General features: G+C 66.1%; 7 protein-coding genes. 2 read left to right on the top strand and 5 right to left on the bottom strand.

Annotated elements, in window-relative coordinates; genetic code table 11:
* Both AAHK21_RS04095 and AAHK21_RS04090 read right to left on the bottom strand, forming a co-directional pair.
* On the bottom strand, positions 1-1,338 hold the full coding sequence (locus tag AAHK21_RS04095) for an HlyD family type I secretion periplasmic adaptor subunit (RefSeq protein ID WP_367856507.1): 1,338 nt from the start codon (positions 1,336-1,338) through the stop codon (positions 1-3).
* A gap of 6 nt (positions 1,339-1,344) precedes the next feature.
* A complete protein-coding gene (locus tag AAHK21_RS04090; protein WP_367856506.1) occupies positions 1,345-3,081 on the bottom strand; it encodes a type I secretion system permease/ATPase in 1,737 nt (578 codons plus the stop codon).
* A 653-nt stretch (positions 3,082-3,734) separates the two neighbouring features.
* On the opposite strand from AAHK21_RS04090, the gene AAHK21_RS04085 reads away from it, so the two are divergent.
* Entirely contained in the window at positions 3,735-14,561 is a 10,827-nt protein-coding gene (locus AAHK21_RS04085) for a peroxidase family protein (RefSeq protein WP_367856505.1), read from the top strand.
* Positions 14,562-14,736: 175 nt separating this feature from the next.
* On the opposite strand, the gene AAHK21_RS04080 is transcribed toward AAHK21_RS04085, so the two are convergent.
* The 3 genes from AAHK21_RS04080 to AAHK21_RS04070 form a co-directional block, all read right to left on the bottom strand.
* Positions 14,737-15,495: a zeta toxin family protein gene (locus AAHK21_RS04080; protein WP_046856237.1), complete on the bottom strand. Its 759-nt coding sequence runs from the start codon at positions 15,493-15,495 to the stop codon at positions 14,737-14,739.
* A complete protein-coding gene (locus tag AAHK21_RS04075; protein WP_046856236.1) occupies positions 15,467-15,745 on the bottom strand; it encodes a hypothetical protein in 279 nt (92 codons plus the stop codon). The genes AAHK21_RS04080 and AAHK21_RS04075 overlap by 29 nt, the downstream gene beginning before the upstream one ends.
* Positions 15,746-15,967: 222 nt before the next feature.
* A complete protein-coding gene (locus AAHK21_RS04070; protein ID WP_046856235.1) occupies positions 15,968-16,432 on the bottom strand; it encodes a DUF1348 family protein in 465 nt (154 codons plus the stop codon).
* A gap of 179 nt (positions 16,433-16,611) precedes the next feature.
* Here AAHK21_RS04070 and AAHK21_RS04065 point away from each other — a divergent pair, with 179 nt between their 5' ends.
* Positions 16,612-16,803 (top strand): hypothetical protein, encoded by a 192-nt coding sequence (locus AAHK21_RS04065; RefSeq protein ID WP_023631521.1) that lies wholly within the window; start codon positions 16,612-16,614, stop codon positions 16,801-16,803.

The raw sequence follows: 16,803 nt of genomic DNA, 5'->3' as shown, positions 1-16,803 counted from the left end.
TCATTGCTCCTTGAACGCGGCGTCGACGCGTTCGAGCAGGGGTTTGAGCAGGTAGCTCAGCAGGTTGCGCTCGCCAGTCTTGATGGTAACGGTGGCGGGCATGCCGGGCCGGATATGGTTGCTGCCGAGCATGGCCATGCCATCGGCCGTGACCTCCACCTGGGCCAGGTAGAACGGCTGCTTGCTCTCCTCGTCGAGCAGGCGGTCGGCGGAGACGGTCAGCACGCGCCCGGGAATGTTCGGCGTGCTGGCGTGGTTGAAGGCGGGGAAGGCGATGTCCACGGCCAGCCCCGGCGTCATCTTGTCGATGGCCTGCACCGGGATCATCGCATCGACCTGCAGCGGCTCGTCGAGCGGGACCACCTCCATGATCCGCGCGCCGGGCTGCACCACCCCGCCAACGGTGGCGATGCCCAGGGCCTGGACCATGCCGTCGATGGGCGCGCGGATGACCGTGTGAGTCACCTCGTCGTCCAGGGCGCGCAAGCGGTCGGCCAGGGTGGTGCTCTCCTTGGCGGTGTCGGTCAGCTGCGACTGCACTTCCTTGAGGTAGTCGTGGCGACGTTGCAGGACGCGCAGCTTGAGCTCGGTGACCTGGCTGCGCACCCGGGCGATGTTGTTGAGGTTCTCCGCCTGGCCGGCGGAGAGGTCGGCATTGCTGCGCTCGAGCTCCAGCAGGCGGTTGCGCGGCACGTAGCCTTCGGCCGCGAGCATGCGCGTGCCTTGCAGCTCCTGGCCGAGGAAGCCGATCTGCGAGGCGCGGGCGCCGTACACCTGCTGCAGGCCCTTGAGCTGCACCGCCGAAGCGGCGAGGTTTTCCTCGAGGATGCTGATCTCCCCGCTGAGCCCTGCGCGGCGCGTATCGAGCAGGCGCTGTTGCAGGTCCATGGCCGCCAGCAGGCGCGGGTCACCTGCGTATTGCCTGAGCAGTTCGGGGGCGAAGATGACCGTGTCGCGCCCATCACGCTCGGCCTCCAGGCGGTTCTCCACGGTCTTGCTGACGATGTACTGGGCGCTGACCGCGCCATGTTCGGCCATCGCATGCAAGGTATCCAGGCGCACCAGCGGCTGGCCTTTGCCGACCCGCTCGCCTTCGTGCACGAGAATCGCCTCCACGGTGCCGCCGCTCAGGTGCTGCACGGCCTTGCGGTTGCTGGTGACCTTGACCGTGCCGGTGGCGACCACGCCGGCGTCCAGCGGCGCCAGCCAGGCCCACAGGAGAAAGCCGCCGAAGCCGGCGAGCACCAGCCACAGGCCCCAGCGCACGGGTTTGCCAACGTCCAGGTCGAGCAGCTCGGTGTTGGCGGCAAGCAGTTCGGTATGCGCGGTGGTGGACATGATCGGTCACTCCCTTGCCTTGACGGCGGCCAGTGGGGTCGCGGTGCCAGCGGGGATGACGCTGGCCGTGCGCAGGGCGGCGAACACTTCGTCGCGGCTGCCGAACATCTGCACGCCGCCATCGCGCAGCATCAGTACCTTGTCGACGGCGCAGAGCACGTTGGGGCGGTGCGAGATCAGCACCACGGTGGCGCCGCGGCCCTTGAGCTCGGCCAGGGCATCGACCAGGGCTTTTTCGCCGACGTCGTCAAGGTTGGCGTTCGGTTCATCCAGCACGATCAGGTTGGGTTCGCCGTACAAGGCGCGGGCCAGGGCGATGCGCTGCTTCTGGCCACCGGACAGCGGACTGCCGTCGCTGTCCAGGCGGGTGTCGTAGCCCTGCGCGAAGCGCAGGATCATGTCGTGCACGCCGGCGCTCCTGGCGGCGCGGATCACCGCGTCGCTGTCCACCTCGCCAAAGCGGGCGATGTTGTCGGCGATGCTGCCTTCGAACAGCTCCACGTCCTGGGGCAGGTAGCCGAGCCAGGGGCCCAGTTCGCGCTTGTTCCAGGTGAAGATGTCGGCGCCGTCCAGGCGCACCTTGCCGGCCTGGGCCGGCCATACCCCGACCAGCAGCCGGGCCAGGGTCGACTTCCCGGACGCCGAGGGGCCGATGACGCCGAGGCTTTCGCCCGGCAACAGGCTCAGGCTGACCCCGCGCAGGATGGTGTTGCTGGTGCCGGGCGCCCCGGCGTAGACGTTTTCCACGGCGAGCATGCCCACGGGCCGTTGCAGTGACATGCTCGGCGGGCGCTGCGGGTAGTCTTGCAGCAGGCCGTTGAGGCGGCTCCAGGCCAGACGGCAGCCGAGTAGCGGTTTCCACGCGGCGATCACCTGTTCCACCGGCCCCAGCGCACGGCCGGTGAGGATCGAGCAGGCGATCATCATGCCGGGGGTGATCTTGCCTTCGATGGCCAGCAGGGCGCCGGTGCCGAGGATCAACGACTGCAAGGTGATACGCACGAAGCGCCCGATGCTGCCGATGACAGCGGCGCGGTCGGAGGCCAGGGTCTGCATCTGCAGGATGCGCAGGTGGCTCTGGAACCAGCGCTGGCTGATCGACGGCAGCATGCCCATGGCCTCGATCACTTCGGCATTACGCAGGTTGTTGTTGGCGTAGTGGGCGCAGGCGAGGGCGGCGTGGTTGGCCTCGGACAGCGGCTGCTTGGTGGCTTTCTCGGTGAGCCAGGCCAGGGCCGCGAGGATCAGCGATCCAATCAGCGTGACCAGCCCCAGCAACGGGTGGATCAGGTAGGCGACCAGCAGGTAGATCGGCGTCCAGGGGGCGTCGAAGAAGGCGAACAGGCCATTGCCGGTGAGGAACTGGCGCACCTGTGCCAGGTCCTGCAGAGCCTGGCCGGGGCTGCCACCGGCACGGCTGAGGTTGCGCTCGAAGGCGGCGCTGAACAGGCGCCGGTTCAGCGCCATGTCCAGGCGGTTGCCAACCCGCACCAGTACCCGGCTGCGCAGCAACTCCAGGGCGGTCATCAGCAGGAACAGGCCCGTCACCAGCACCGTCAGCATGCCCAGGGTGGTGAGGTTGCGGCTGACCAGCGCGCGGTCGTACACCTGCAGCATGTACACCGCAGGTGTCAACATCATGACGTTTATCACCCCACTGAACACCGCCAGGGCATAGAAACTGCGTCGCAAATGAAACAGTGCCTCGGCCAGCTCGGAGCGGGTACCTGGATGCCTGGTCATCGGGGGGAGCCTCCCTCTGCGCAAAAGCCGCCCGCCGTTGCGGCGGGCGGGCTAGAAGCCTCGTGGTTGCTGGTTTGCAGAAAGGTTGGTCGCTCTTTTGGCGCGTTTTCCGAATACAGTGCAAGCAGCCCACAAGCAGCAGAGTAGGTGTCTCAGAAACATCTTGTAATATCTTTTTGCTCTATGGATTCCTTCAAGTTCCTATTAAAAACAGTGGGTTGATAACCATTATCGGTGGCAAGGTTTTTTTGCTGACGAAATATTGACAAGATTTTGCGGCGCAACTTTAGTCTTAATCAGTTCGTGGGAACTTTCGCCGCAGGCCTGCTGTCGCCCCGACCCCTCCGCGAATCCTCCGTCGACATTCCTGTAGGAGCAGAACATGACTCGTTTCCTGTTCTTGTACCGAGTGAATGGGCTCTACAGGAAGTTCCCCTCCCACTCGCGAAACCATGGCCCACCCCAGGGTCCGGGCGCGCCGCGCCTGATCGTCGGCGAGCCCTGAACCCCGCGAATTCCAGGTTCGCATCCCGCTCGGCGGGCTGCGCCCGTGTTCGCCACTAACAATCGAACCGCATAACCGTGCACGCCAATGACCGGGCGTGGCGAGCGCCTGCGCCTGCCCGCCGCCCGACAGATCGAGGTCAGCCAACATGGCCAATTTCAGCAAGTCCGACCTGCAATTCATCCTCCAGCAGATCTTCATCGCCGAGGCCCATGCCAACGGCGCCAGCCTCATTGACCTGCTGCCCAACAGCCAGGTGCCGTTCGGCCTGCGTACCGTCGACGGCAGCTACAACAACCTGGTGGCCGGGCAAAGCGAGTTCGGCGCCGCCGACAATGCCTTCCTGCGCCTGATGGATGCCCAGTACCGGGCGGCCTATGCCGGCACCGGCACGGTGAGCGATAGCCAGCCGCGTACCATCAGCAACCTGATCGTTGACCAGACCGGCAACAACCCGGCCGCGGTCGATGCCAACGGCGGCGCCGCCCCGGTACTCAGCCCCGGCATCGACGGGGTGTTCGGCACCGCGGACGACAAAGCGGTGTTCTTCATCCCCAACCAGTCGCCGGACGCTGGCCTGACCGCCGGCTTCAACGCCTGGATGACCTTCTTCGGCCAGTTCTTCGACCACGGCCTGGACCTGGTCACCAAGAGCAGCAGCCAGATGGTGTTCATCCCGCTGCAACCGGACGACCCGCTGTACGTGGCCAACAGCCCGACCAACTTCATGGTGCTGCCGCGCGCCGTGCGCACGGCTGGTGCCGATGGCGTGCTCGGTACCGCCGACGATGGCCAGCCCAACACCACCTCGCCCTTTGTCGACCAGAGCCAGACCTACAGTTCGCACCCCTCGCACCAGGTGTTCCTGCGCGAGTACGCCCTCGACGCGAGCGGCCATCCGGTGGCGACCGGGCGTTTGATCACCAATCGCGACCTGGGCGCCGATGGCAAGTTCGGCACCAGCGACGATGGCAACGGCGAGAACGGCGGCATGGCTACCTGGGCCGTGGTCAAGGCCCAGGCCCGCGACATCCTCGGCATCAACCTGACCGACGCCGACGTGCACCGGGTGCCGCTGCTGGCCACCGACGCCTACGGCAACTTCCTGCGCGGGCCCAACGGCATGCCGCAGGTGGTGATCCGCGTGGGCAATGGTGCCGACGGCATTGCCGGGACCGCCGACGACGTCACCCAGCTGGTCGAAGGCAACCGCGCCGCGCCCATCAGCCTGGCCAATGCCGTGAGCACCGGCCACGGCTTCCTCGACGACATCGCCCACAACGCCGAGCCGGTGCTGGTCGGCGGGGTGCTGCAGGCCGACGCCGATACTACCGTGGGCAATGCCCAGCCCATGGGCCCGGGTGGCAACAACCTGAGCTACGACAACGAGCTGCTCGACGCCCACTACATCGCCGGTGACGGCCGGGTCAACGAGAACATCGGCCTGACCGCCGTGCACCACGTGTTCCACTCCGAGCACAACCGCCTGGTCCAGCAGACCAAGGACACTGTGCTTGCCTCCGGCGACCTGGCGTTTCTCAACGAGTGGCTGGCCATCGACGTGGTCGCACTGCCCGCTACGCCCGCCGAGGTGGCCGCGTTGGTGTGGAACGGCGAGCGCCTGTTCCAGGCCGCCAAGTTCGGTACCGAGATGCAGTACCAGCACCTGGTGTTCGAGGAGTTCGCCCGTACCATCCAGCCGCAGATCGACGAGTTCCTCGCGCCCAACGGCTACGACACCTCGATCAACCCGGCGATTCTCGCCGAGTTCGCCCATGTGGTGTACCGCTTCGGCCACTCGATGCTGACCGAGACCGTCGACCGCTTCGATCCGGCGTTCAACCCGATTCTCAGCGACCCGGACAACCCGGACCAGCAACTGGGCCTGATCGCCGCCTTCCTCAACCCGCTGGCCTTCGCCGGCAGTGGTGCCACCGCTGATGAAGCGGCCGGGGCGATCATCCGCGGCGTGACCCGCCAGCTTGGCAACGAGATCGACGAGTTCGTCACCGAGGCACTGCGCAACAACCTGCTCGGCCTGCCCCTGGACCTACCGGCACTGAACCTGGCGCGTGGCCGTGATACCGGCATCCCCTCGCTCAACGAGGCGCGGCGCGAGTTCTATGCGATGACCGGCGACAGCCAGCTCAAGCCCTACATCAGCTGGGCCGACTTCGCCGATCACCTCAAGCACCCGGCGTCGCTGGTCAACTTCATCGCCGCCTATGGCACTCATGCCTCGATCACCTCGGCGACCACCCTGGTCGACAAGCGCGCCGCAGCGCTGGCCCTGGTGCTGGGCGGCAGCGGCGCGCCTTCCGACCGCCTGGACTTCCTCAACGGTACCGGTGCCTGGGCCAACGTGACCAAGGCAGGCAAGGACGGCGTGCTGGGCACCGCGGACGACCTGACCGGGGTGACGGTGACCGGGGTCGACGCCATCGACTTCTGGGTCGGCGGCCTGGCCGAACAGAAGATGCCTTTCGGCGGCATGCTCGGCTCGTCCTTCAACTTCGTCTTCGAGACCCAGCTGGAGGCCCTGCAGAACGGCGACCGCTTCTACTACCTGGCGCGCACCGCCGGGCTGAACTTCGGCGCGGAGCTGGAAAACAACTCGTTCGCCAAGCTGATCATGGCCAACTCGGATGTCACCCACCTGTCCAACACCGTGTTCCTGACGCCGACCTTCACCCTCGAGGTCAACCAGGCCAACCAGTTCACCGGGCTGGGCGGCAACGGTCGCGCCGACCCCACCGGAGGAATCGAGATCAACGGCGTGGAGGTCGTGCCGCTGGTCATTCGCGACAACCCCGATACCGTGGGGCCGGATGGCAACTACCTGCACTACACCGGCGAGGACCATGTGGTGCTCGGCGGCACTGCGGGCGACGACATCATCATCTCCGGCGAGGGCGACGACACGCTGTATGGCGATGGCGGCAACGACTACCTCGAAGGTGGCGCCGGCAACGATGCCGTGCTCGGTGGCGCAGGCGACGACATCATCACCGATGCGTTCGGCGACAACCGCCTGGAGGGCAACGCCGGCAACGACGTGATCGTGGCCGGCAGCATGCTCGCGGCCGGCAACCTGATCCTGGGGGGCGATGGCCAGGACTTCATCATCACCACCGAAGACATCAGCACCACCTTCGGCGGCCAGGGCGACGACTTCATCCTTGGTGCCAAGACCAACCTGCCGCCCACCGGCAACGAGGGCGACGACTGGATCGAGAAGGGTACCCAGGACGGCGCGCCGGGCGACAACTTCGCGCCGCTGCTCACCGATGAAGTGGTGGGCAACGACATCTTTGTCGGTGGCGGCGGCTTCGATGAAATGATCGGTGAGGGCGGCGACGATATCTTCGTCGGCAGCGATGCCCAGGACAAGATGGACGGCATGTCCGGCTTCGACTGGGTCACCTACAAGAACGACCAGGTCGGCGTCACCGCCGACCTGAGCCTGGCCGCGCTGGCGCAGCCCCATGGCAACGCGCCGAACCAGAACACCGGGGTGTTCAACCCGGTCGGCGCCTCGCCGGCGTCGATCCTCGACCGCTTCGCCGAGGTCGAGGGCCTGTCCGGTTCGCGCTTCGCCGACGTGCTCAAGGGCGATGACGTCGATGCGGTGACCATCCTCAACCATGGCGGTGCGACGGGCAGTGCTCTGAGCAATGTTGCGCTGATCCGCGGGTTGGCGCAGTTCCTTGCCGACGCCGGGCTGCCGACTACCGGCTTCGCCACCGGCAACATCCTGCTGGGCGGTAATGGCAGCGACCTGATCGAAGGCCGTGGCGGTGACGACCTGATCGACGGCGACAAGTGGCTCAACGTGCGCATCGCGGTGTATGCCCCGGACGACGTCAACCACACCGGCCCCGAGATCGCCAGCTTCGACAGCATGGTCGAGATGATCCCGTTCATGCTCGATCGCACCTACAACCCGGGCCAGCTCAAGGCCATCCGCGAGATCCTGCCCGGCACCTCGACCGGCGGCTCGGCCTTCGACACTGCGGTCTTCTCCGGGGTGCAGGCTGAGTATGTGGTGACCCAGGACACCCGTGGCACCGCCGACCTGGCAGATGATGTGTGGACCGTGGCCGACACCGTGGCCGGGCGAGACGGCACCGATACCCTGCTGCATATCGAGCGCCTGCAGTTCGCCGATACCCAGCGCGTGCTGGTGCCGGGGCTGAACGCGCAGCCGACCGGCAGCCCGAGCCTCAGCGACGGCAACGGTGGTGCGATCACCGTCGGCGATATCCTCAGCGTGAGCATGGCTGGCGTGCGTGATGGCGACAATGTCACGGCGGGCAACCCGCTGGGCACCCTGGCCAATGCCTCGGTGTCCTACTACTGGCAGTTCGAGGCCGATCCCGGCAGCGGCGTGTTCCAGGACATCATCCTGCTGCCGGCCGGCGACCTGGCGTTCCAGAGCGCCGATGGCACCGCGTTCAAGGTGTCGCCGGACCTGGCCGGGCTGTCGCTGCGGGTCAAGGCGATCTACCAGGACGGCCATGGCACCACCGAGGTGCTGTTCAGCGCGCCCACCAGCGTGGTCGAGGCCGGCGCTCCCGTGGTGCCGACCACTCCGACGCGGGTGGTCGATGCCAGTGCGGGGGGCGATGGCCTGCACATGGTCCGCTCCGACCTCAACTTCATCCTGGCCCAGATCAAGATCGCCGAGGCGGACGCCGCCGGGCAGGACATCCTCTCGTTGATCCCCAACATCCGCGCGCCCCTGGGCCTGCGTGCGGTCGATGGCTCGAACAACAACCTGATGAACCTCAATGGCCACGACCACACTGGCTACGGCGCCGCCGACCATGTCTTCCCGCGCCTGACCGACCCCGTCTTCAACGCTGCCGAGGGCGCGCCCGCCGGGTTCTTCGGTCCGGGTTCGCCGGCCATTCCCGGCTCGTCCTACCAGCAGACCAGCGGCTACGTGTTCGACTCGCAGCCACGCACCATCAGCAACCTGATCGTCGACCAGACCTCGAACAACCCGGCGGCCTACGCCAGTGCCTACGACCCCGGCGCCAACGGCGTGCTGGACTTCGGCACCCCCGGCAATGACGATCAGCTCAAGGACGGTGTGCGGGTGGTCGCCAGCCCGGGCATGGACGGCCAGTTCGGCACCAGCGACGACCATGATGTCTTCCTGTTCGAGAACACCTCGGCGGATGCCGGGCTGTCGGCGCCGTTCAACGCCTGGATGACCTTCTTCGGCCAGTTCTTCGACCATGGCCTGGACCTGGTCACCAAGGGCGGTTCGGGGACCATCTTCATCCCCCTGCAGCCGGACGATCCGTTGTACGTGCCAGGCGGCGCCGCCAACTTCATGGTGCTGACCCGAGCCACCAACCTGCCAGGGCCGGACGGCATCCTCGGCACCGCCGATGACATCCATGAGCACAGCAACACCACCACGCCGTTCGTGGACCAGAACCAGACCTACAGCTCGCACCCCTCGCACCAGGTGTTCCTGCGCGGCTACCAGCTCACCGCCAGTGGCCCTATCGCCACCGGCCGGCTGATCACCAACCGCGACCTGGGTAGCGACGGCAAGTTCGGTACCGGCGACGACAGCGAGATCGGTGGCATGGCCACCTGGAAGGTGGTCAAGGCCCAGGCCAACGATGTTCTCGGCATCCGCCTGACCGACGCCGACGTCGACAATGTGCCGCTGTTGGCCACCGACGCCTATGGCAACTTCATCAAAGGGCCGCATGGCTATCCGATGGTGGTGATGAAGGGCGCCGACGGCCTGGGCGGCACTGCTGACGACGTGCTGGTCGAAGGCAACCCGCTGGCGCCGATCGACCTGACCAACGCCGTGCGCACCGGCCACCAGTTCCTTGCCGATATCGCCCACAATGCCGTGCCAGTGTTCACCGGTGGAGTGCTGGCCCCCGACGCCGACGCTGCCACCGGCAACGCCGTCCCGGTCAACCCGCATACCGGCGCCAACCTGGCCTACGACAACGAACTGCTGGACGCGCACTACATCGCCGGCGATGGCCGGGTCAACGAGAACATCGGTCTGACCGCCGTGCATGCGATCTTCCACGCCGAGCACAACCGGCTGGTGGCGCAGACCCAGGACACCGTGCTCGACGCGGGCGACCTGGCCTTCCTCAACGAGTGGCTGCTGACCCCGGTCAGCGCCTTGCCCGTCAGCCAGGCAGAGGTCGATGCGCTGGTGTGGAACGGCGAGCGGTTGTTCCAGGCGGCCAAGTTCGGCACCGAGATGCAGTACCAGCACCTGGTGTTCGAGGAGTTCGCCCGCACCATCCAGCCGCGCGTCGACCTGTTCTTCGCCCCGACCCAGGTCTACGACGTCGACCTCGATGCCTCGATCGTCGCCGAGTTCGCGCACACCGTGTACCGCTTCGGTCACTCGATGCTGACAGAAACCGTCGACCGTTTCGACATCGACTTCAAGGTCGTCGGTGACCCGGCCAGCGCCAACCCCGAGCAGCAGATGGGCCTGATCGCGGCGTTCCTCAACCCGTTGGCGTATGCCGCCAGCGGCGTGACACCAGAGGAGGCGACCAGCGCCATCGTACGTGGGGTGACCCGCCAGGCTGGCAACGAGATCGACGAGTTCGTCACTGAGGCGCTACGCAACAACCTGCTCGGCCTGCCACTGGACCTGCCGGCGATCAACATCGCCCGGGGTCGCGATGTCGGCATCCCCTCGCTCAACGCCGTGCGCCGCGACATCTTCGGGCAGACCGGCGACACCCAGCTCAAACCCTATACCAGCTGGGTCGACCTGGTGCAGCACTTGAAGCATCCGGAATCGTTGATCAACTTCATCGCGGCCTATGGCACCCACGGCAGCATCACTTCGGCCCATACCCTGGACGACAAGCGTGCCGCGGCGCTGGCCCTGGTGCTCGGCGGCCCCGGCGCGCCGAGCGACCGCCTGGACTTCCTCAACGGCAGCGGTACCTGGGCCAACGTGACCCTGGCGGGCAAGGATGGGGTGATGGGCACCGCCGATGACCTCAAGGGCGTGACGGTGACCGGTGTCGATGCCATCGACCTGTGGATCGGCGGCCTGGCCGAGGCCAAGACGCCGTTCGGCGGCATGCTCGGCAGCACCTTCAACTTCGTGTTCGAGAACCAGCTGGAGAAACTGCAGGATGGCGACCGCTTCTACTACCTGGAGCGCACCGCCGGCTTGTCGATGAACGCGGAGCTTGAGAGCAACTCGTTCGCCAAGCTGATCATGGCCAACACCTCGGCCACCCACCTGCCGGGGCTGGTGTTCTCCGACCCTGGTTTCTACCTGGAACTGGACCGCGGCAAGCAGTACAACGATGGCTTGGGCAACGCCGACCCACTGGGTGAAAACGGCCAGCAGGTGGTGTTCCGCGACAGCCCGCTGACCGATGGCCCCGACAGCAACTACATCCGCTATGCCGGTGACCAGCACATCGTGCTGGGCGGCACCCAGGGCGACGACATCCTCGTCTCCAGCGAAGGCGATGACACGGTCTGGGGCGATGGCGGCAACGACCGTATCGAAGGGGGCTATGGCAACGACCAGCTGCGCGGTGGCGCTGGCGACGACATCATCAGCGACATGGGCGGCGACGATAACATCCAGGGCGGCGACGGCAACGATGTGCTGCATGGCGGCAATGGCGTCAACCTGATCATCGGCGGCTTCGGCAACGACTTCATCGTCACCGGCGAGGATGCCTCCGAAGCCATCGGCGGCCAGGGCAACGACTTCATCCTCGGCAGCAAGGCCAACGAGCAGGACATGGGCAACGAAGGCGACGACTGGATCGAGAAGGGCACCTCGGACGGCGCCCCCGGCGACAACTTCGACCCCCTCGGCAACGACCCGGTGATCGGCAACGACGTGTTCGTCGGCGGCAACGAGAACGACAAGTTCAACGGCGAGGGCGGCGACGACATCATGGTCGGCAGCCTCGGCTTTGGCGACCGCTATATCGGCGGCTCGGGCTATGACTGGGCAACCTTCAAGGGCCTGGCCCAAGGCGTGAGCATCGACTACAGCGACCGCTTCTTCGATGTGCCGCCGGTTCCGGGCTCGGGGGCTTCGGCGCTGGTGCGCTTCGACATCATGGAAGGCCTGTCGGGCTCGGCGCATGGCGACTTCCTGCGCGGCGACAACGAGGACGCCACCTCGCTGCCGACTGCCGGGGCCACCGGTAGCGTGCTCACCAACATCAGCCTGATCAACGGCCTTGCCGGGCTGCTGCCCGCCGGCGCGACCTTCTACGATGGCGGCAACATCATCCTCGGCGGCAGTGGCAGCGACCTGATCGAAGGACGTGGCGGCGACGACATCCTCGATGGCGACAAGTGGTTGAACGTGCGCATCAGCGTGCGTGCCAACAACGACGGCAGCGGGGCGGAAATCGCCTCGTTCGACAGCATGGAGCCGATGGTGCCGCTGATGCTCAAGGGCACCTACAACCCCGGACAGCTGGTGATCGTGCGGGAGATCCTCAGCGGTACCGACCAGTACGACACCGCGCTGTTCTCCGGCATCGCCACCGACTACCGCATCGTCGTCGAGGGCAACACCGTGATCGTCACCGACACGGTGGTCGGACGCGACGGCGTCGATCGCCTGACCGGCATCGAGCGCCTGCAGTTCGCCGACGGTGCCCAGGCCTCGGGCGTGGGCAGCGCCGTCAACAACGGCCCGACCGGTCACCTGGCGATTGTCGACGATGCCAGCGGTCTACGCGACGACACGCCCGTGGCCGGGCAGTTGCTGCGGGTCAGCAACCTGGCGGTGCACGATGCCGACAACCAGGGCGCGGCCAACCCGAGCGGCGCGCTGAACGGGCCGGTGGCTTACTACTGGCAGGTCGAGAGTATCCCCGGCACGGGCGTCTATGAGGACATCACCGTCGTCGCCGCCGGTGAAGCCTCGCGGGCGACCGGCAGCACCTATCGAGTGGCGGACGATGTCGCCGGCCTCAACATCCGTGTGCGGGCGGTGTACCAGGACGCCAAGGGCACCTTGGAAATCGTCGACTCCTCGACCAACAGCGCGCCCAGCAGTGGGCCCGCCGTGGCCGGGCTGCTGGTGCAGAACCAGGTGCTGAGCGCCAACCCGGCGACCATCGTCGACGCCGACGGCATCGGCGGCGCGCCGTTCACCTTCCAGTGGCAGATGAACAACGGTGGGGGTTGGGTGGATATCGCCGGAGCCACCGCCAGCACCTTCACCCTTGGCCAGCCCCAGGTTGGCCAGCATGTGCGGGTGCAGGTGGGCTACGTGGACACCTTTGGCGTGGCCGAGCGCGCCGCCAGCGACATTCTCGGCCCGGTGGCCAACGTCAACGACGCGCCGACCGGCTCGGTGCTGATCAGCGACACCACGCCGGACCAGGGGCAGTTGCTGACTGCCTCGACCGCCGGCATCGCCGACCTCGACGGGCTGGGCGCATTCAGCTTCCAGTGGCAGCAGGGCGTGGGCGGCAACTTTGTCGACATCGCCGGCGCCACCGCAGCGAGCTACACCCCGGGCTTCGCCCAGGGCAACCAGCAACTACGGGTGATCGTGCGCTACACCGACGGCTTCGGCGCCCAGGAGACGGTGACCTCCGCGGCGACCACCGCGGTGCGGCTGCTGAGCGGCGTCACGCTGGTGGGCACCAATGCGGCGAACACCCTCACCGGCGGCGCCGGCAACGATGTGCTGCGCGGCCTGGGCGGCAATGACACGCTCAATGGGCTGGGCGCTGTCGACCAGCTGTTCGGCGGGGCGGGCAACGACATCCTCAACGGCGGCGACGACGGTGACTTCCTGTTCGGCGAGGACGGCAACGACACCCTCAACGGTGGCCTTGGCGCGGACGCCATGGACGGCGGCCTCGGCAACGACACCTTCGTGGTCGACAATGCCGGCGACAGTGTCATCGAGGTGGCCGGTGGCGGCACCGACCTGGTGCAGACCAGCCTGCTCAGCTACCAACTGGGCGCCAATGTCGAGAACCTCACCTACACCGGTAGCGGCAACTTTACCGGCACCGGCAACGCACTGGCCAACACCCTCACGGGTGCTGCCGGCAACGACCGGCTCGATGGCGGGGCAGGTGGTGACCGAATGGTGGGCGGTGCCGGCAACGACACCTACATTGTCGACTCAGCCTCGGATGTGGTGGTCGAGGTGGGCGGTGGTGGCATCGACACCGTGCTGACCGCGCTGGCCAGCTACAGCCTGACTGCCAACGTCGAGAACCTGACCTACACCGGCGTCGGCAATTTCGTCGGCACCGGCAACGGGCTGAACAACGTCATCACCGGTGGTGTCGGCAACGACACGCTCACCGGCGACGGCGGCAACGACACCCTTATCGGCAACGCGGGCAACGACACGCTCAATGGCGATGCCGGCAACGACCAGTTGATCGGTGGCCTTGGCGCGGACAGCCTCAACGGTGGTGGTGGCGATGACAGCCTCGACGGCGGTGACGGCAACGACACGCTCAATGGCGGCGTCGGCAACGATACGCTGCAGGCCGGGGCCGGCAACGACAACCTCGATGGTGGCGTCGGCATCGATGTGGTGGCCGGTGGCGATGGCGACGACACGGTGCTGGGCGGGGGCGGCAACGATGTGGTGCAGGGTGGCAACGGCAATGACTTCGTCGATGGCGGTGCCGGTGACGACATCGTCAGTGGCGGGGCTGGCAACGACACGCTGGTCGCCAACGACGGCAACGATATCTTCCAGTTCGCGGCGGACTTCGGCACCGACCAGGTGTTCGGTTTCGACGCCGCCCCGGCAGGCGGTCAGGACCGGCTGGATATCACGGCGCTGAGCATTACCGCAGCGACCTTTGCCGTCAGTGTCAGCATTGCCGATGTGGGCGCCGATACGCTGGTGAGTTTCGGTGGGCCAGACTCCATTCGCCTGGTCGGGGTGGGGGATGCGACCAGCGTGACGGCGGCGGACTTTATCCTGGCGTCCTGAGGCAATGGCGCAGCGTCGCGTCAGCGGCGCTGCGCCAGGCTCTCTACGAAATGTATCTGCACGCCCATACTGCGTTGACACGGGGCGCGGAATGCTCATGTACTCCAGTACACTGCGCTTCCTCCCCCCGTTTCGCCTTGTCTGGCCTTCGCGCAGACACATTTCGTACAGACCCCTAGGTCTCTGCTTGCTGCTCCACTTCATCCACGTAGGCTTCGAAAAACCAGTCGGGTATCTCTTCGTTGCGGTACTCCAGTTGCACGCCATCGGTGATTTCCGCCAGCCACACCGCGCTCTGCCCGGAGTTGTCGAACACATAGGCACGATGGCTGGCGGCGATGGCCTCCGGGAGCAGGTCGAGGGAGCGCTCGTAGCGGCTGCGCACCAGATCGTCCCTGACGGGATGGCCGCCCGCGCGCACGCGAATGGCGACCCGCTCGATATTGATCCGCGGGTTTTCGGTCGAGACGAAATAGAGGTAGGTGCGATAGCCCTGGGTTTGTGCCAGGCGCATGAATTCGATCTTGCTCGGGTGCGACATGACGCTTTCGAAGGTGAAACTCTGCTTCGCCTCCAGCAGGCGCTGGCGAATGAAATCGGCGATCACCGAGGCGAAGTACGAGTCCACTGGCACTGCACGGTAGTCGATCCGGTTGTCGAGCAGTTGCAGTTGCCTGGCGTGCATGGCCAGTTGCCGGGATGCAATCAGATGATGATCGAGATGGAACGTCAGCAATTCGGCCTGAGTGGCCTGAATACCAAACGGGGCGAGGTCGACGAAGCCGCTGTCCTTTGCCTCTTGCTCGAGTTCGTCGGCATTGACGAAAAGGCGTGTCAGCGCCGCAGGCAGGCTGGCCTTGATGGTGCTCTTGCCCGAGCCGTTGGGGCCCGCAAAAACACGCAGCCTAGGCACGCCCGCCGGCCGTCTGGTCATCGACCCTGCGTACACTGATCATTTCGCCGACCCGGACCTTGCGCCTGGGGCTGGCCTTGCCCAGCACGGTCCGGGCACCATCGGCACCGACGCGCACCAGTTCACCGTCATCGACACACAGCACGCCGCGCTGGCTGGCCTGCAGGGCACGCAGGTAGGCCGAATGCGTAGCCTCGCTAGCGTGCAGGGGAATCTGTTGTTCAAGGGTATCGAGGTCCCGTTCGGAGACCTTCTTCGCTTTTGCTGCCATCGCTGGACACCTCCGCGCAATGCGAAACCGCTTGCGCACATGGGAGGCATCATAGCGTCGACGCTGTAAAAAGGCATCAAGGAGGGTCATCGGGCTGTCCTGAAGTGGATTCGCCGCAAAGTCTGGCACAGCGCTGGGCTCACTGTTTCCCCAGGCCGCGTAGTCCGTTTCCCAAACCTGAAACGGGGCCGTCGAGCGGCCCCGCTGATCCGGTGTCGGTCTTCAGAAGCCGAAGTCGCTCAGGCCCGGGTGATCGTCCGGACGGCGCCCCAGTGGCCAGCGGAACTTGCGCTCGGCTTCGCTGATGGGTTGTTCGTTGATGCTGGCGTGGCGATTGCGCATCAGGCCGTCCTCGGCGAACTCCCAGTTCTCGTTGCCGTAGGCGCGGTACCACTGGCCGCTGTCGTCGCGGTACTCATAGGCGTAGCGCACGGCAATGCGGTTGTCGGTGAAGGCCCAGAGCTCCTTGATCAGGCGGTATTCAAGCTCGCGGTTCCACTTGCGGGTGAGGAAGGCCTGGGCCTCTTCGCGGCTGCTGCAGAACTCGGCGCGATTGCGCCAGTGGGTGTCGGTGGTGTAGGCCAGGGCCACCTTGGCGGCGTCGCGGCTGTTCCAGCCGTCTTCGGCAAGGCGGACTTTCTCGATGGCGGTTTCACGGGTGAAGGGGGGCAGTGGTGGGCGAGACATCGTGGTCAATCCTCAAGGTCGGTGGGCTTGGTTTGCAGGATCGAGATTAGTCCGTTCGGTAGGTGGGGAGAATCGGTGCTCCCGGCACTTCATAATTGCTCTTTGCGGAACAATCCCCGCCTGGTTCGACTGGCCCGCCGGTCTTCTATAGTTACCCCAGACATTCGCTGGAGCCCGCCATGACCCTGATCAGCCGCGAACCCTGGTGGCTCGTTCCGCCCAAGCCCGGGCAGACCGAGCAGGACCTGCATTGGGGCTACCTGGAAATCTATGCCGACGGCCGCACTGTGTTCGTCGACCAGCGCCCCAGTGAGCGGGAGCTGGCCGAACGCAAGAGTTGCCGTAACTTCCCCGACGCCGAAAAGCCCTGA

The organism is Pseudomonas sp. TE50-2, from assembly GCF_040813665.1.
GTDB classification, from domain to species: domain Bacteria; phylum Pseudomonadota; class Gammaproteobacteria; order Pseudomonadales; family Pseudomonadaceae; genus Aquipseudomonas; species Aquipseudomonas soli.
Note: the sequence above shows the minus strand (reverse complement) of the source record. Positions and strands in the feature narration are given on the sequence as shown.

Coding starts and splice junctions, on each gene's coding strand:
- AAHK21_RS04080 (WP_046856237.1), bottom strand. CDS start 15,495: ATGACCAGACGGCCGGCGGGCGTGCCTAGGCTGCGTGTTTTTGCGGGC.
- AAHK21_RS04070 (WP_046856235.1), bottom strand. CDS start 16,432: ATGTCTCGCCCACCACTGCCCCCCTTCACCCGTGAAACCGCCATCGAG.
- AAHK21_RS04085 (WP_367856505.1), top strand. CDS start 3,735: ATGGCCAATTTCAGCAAGTCCGACCTGCAATTCATCCTCCAGCAGATC.
- AAHK21_RS04065 (WP_023631521.1), top strand. CDS start 16,612: ATGACCCTGATCAGCCGCGAACCCTGGTGGCTCGTTCCGCCCAAGCCC.
- AAHK21_RS04090 (WP_367856506.1), bottom strand. CDS start 3,081: ATGACCAGGCATCCAGGTACCCGCTCCGAGCTGGCCGAGGCACTGTTT.
- AAHK21_RS04095 (WP_367856507.1), bottom strand. CDS start 1,338: ATGTCCACCACCGCGCATACCGAACTGCTTGCCGCCAACACCGAGCTG.
- AAHK21_RS04075 (WP_046856236.1), bottom strand. CDS start 15,745: ATGGCAGCAAAAGCGAAGAAGGTCTCCGAACGGGACCTCGATACCCTT.